Origin of the sequence: Shewanella sp. ECSMB14101, from assembly GCF_000773485.1 — a bacterium.
Lineage (GTDB): Bacteria > Pseudomonadota > Gammaproteobacteria > Enterobacterales > Shewanellaceae > Shewanella > Shewanella marisflavi.
Window position 1 is genome coordinate 1 of sequence record NZ_JSFF01000065.1, and the last position, 1,174, is coordinate 1,174.

General features: G+C 46.8%; 1 protein-coding gene. It reads right to left on the reverse strand.

Translation table 11 applies throughout. The features are described 5' to 3' along the window. Positions 1 to 52: 52 nt before the first annotated feature. A partial coding sequence (gene tuf / locus NY07_RS18780) for an elongation factor Tu (protein WP_033540881.1) occupies positions 53 to 1,174 on the reverse strand: 1,122 nt, incomplete at its 5' end.

The window sequence follows — 1,174 nt, forward strand, 5'->3', positions numbered from 1 at the left end:
AAAAAAGGCAGCCTAAGCTGCCTTTTTCAGTGTCTATTTAAAATCAAAGCAATTAAGCGATGATCTTAGCTACAACACCAGCACCAACTGTACGGCCACCTTCACGGATAGCGAAACGTAGACCTTCGTCCATCGCGATTGGGCAGATCAGAGTAACAACCATCTTGATGTTGTCACCAGGCATTACCATTTCAACGCCTTCTGGCAGTTCGATAGTACCGGTTACGTCAGTTGTACGGAAGTAGAACTGTGGACGGTAGCCCTTGAAGAATGGAGTGTGACGACCACCTTCTTCTTTTGACAGTACGTATACTTCTGATTCGAACTGAGTGTGTGGAGTGATTGAACCAGGCTGAGCCAGTACTTGACCACGCTCAACTTCATCACGCTTAGTACCACGTAGTAGTACACCACAGTTCTCACCTGCACGACCTTCGTCAAGCAGCTTACGGAACATTTCAACACCAGTACAAGTAGTCTTAGTAGTATCTTTGATACCTACGATTTCTACTTCGTCACCTACTTTAACGATACCGCGCTCAACACGACCAGTTACTACTGTACCACGGCCTGAGATTGAGAATACGTCTTCGATTGGCAGAATGAATGCACCGTCGATAGCACGCTCTGGCTCTGGAATGTAAGTGTCTAGTGCTTCAGCTAGTTCGATGATCTTAGCTTCCCACTCTGGCTCGCCTTCTAGGGCTTTCAGAGCTGAACCTTGGATAACTGGTAGGTCATCACCTGGGAAGTCATATTCAGATAGCAGTTCACGAACTTCCATCTCTACTAGTTCTAGTAGTTCTTCGTCATCTACCATGTCACACTTGTTCATGAATACGATGATGAAAGGTACACCTACCTGACGAGAAAGCAGGATGTGCTCACGAGTCTGTGGCATTGGACCATCTGTAGAAGCTACTACTAGGATAGCGCCGTCCATCTGTGCAGCACCAGTGATCATGTTTTTAACATAGTCAGCGTGGCCTGGGCAGTCTACGTGTGCGTAGTGACGAGAAGGAGTATCGTACTCGATGTGAGAAGTATTAATGGTAATACCGCGCTCACGCTCTTCTGGAGCGTTATCGATCTGTGCGAAATCTTTAGCTTCACCACCGTACGTCTTAGTCAGTACGTGAGAGATAGCAGCAGTTAGAGTTGTTTTACCATGGTC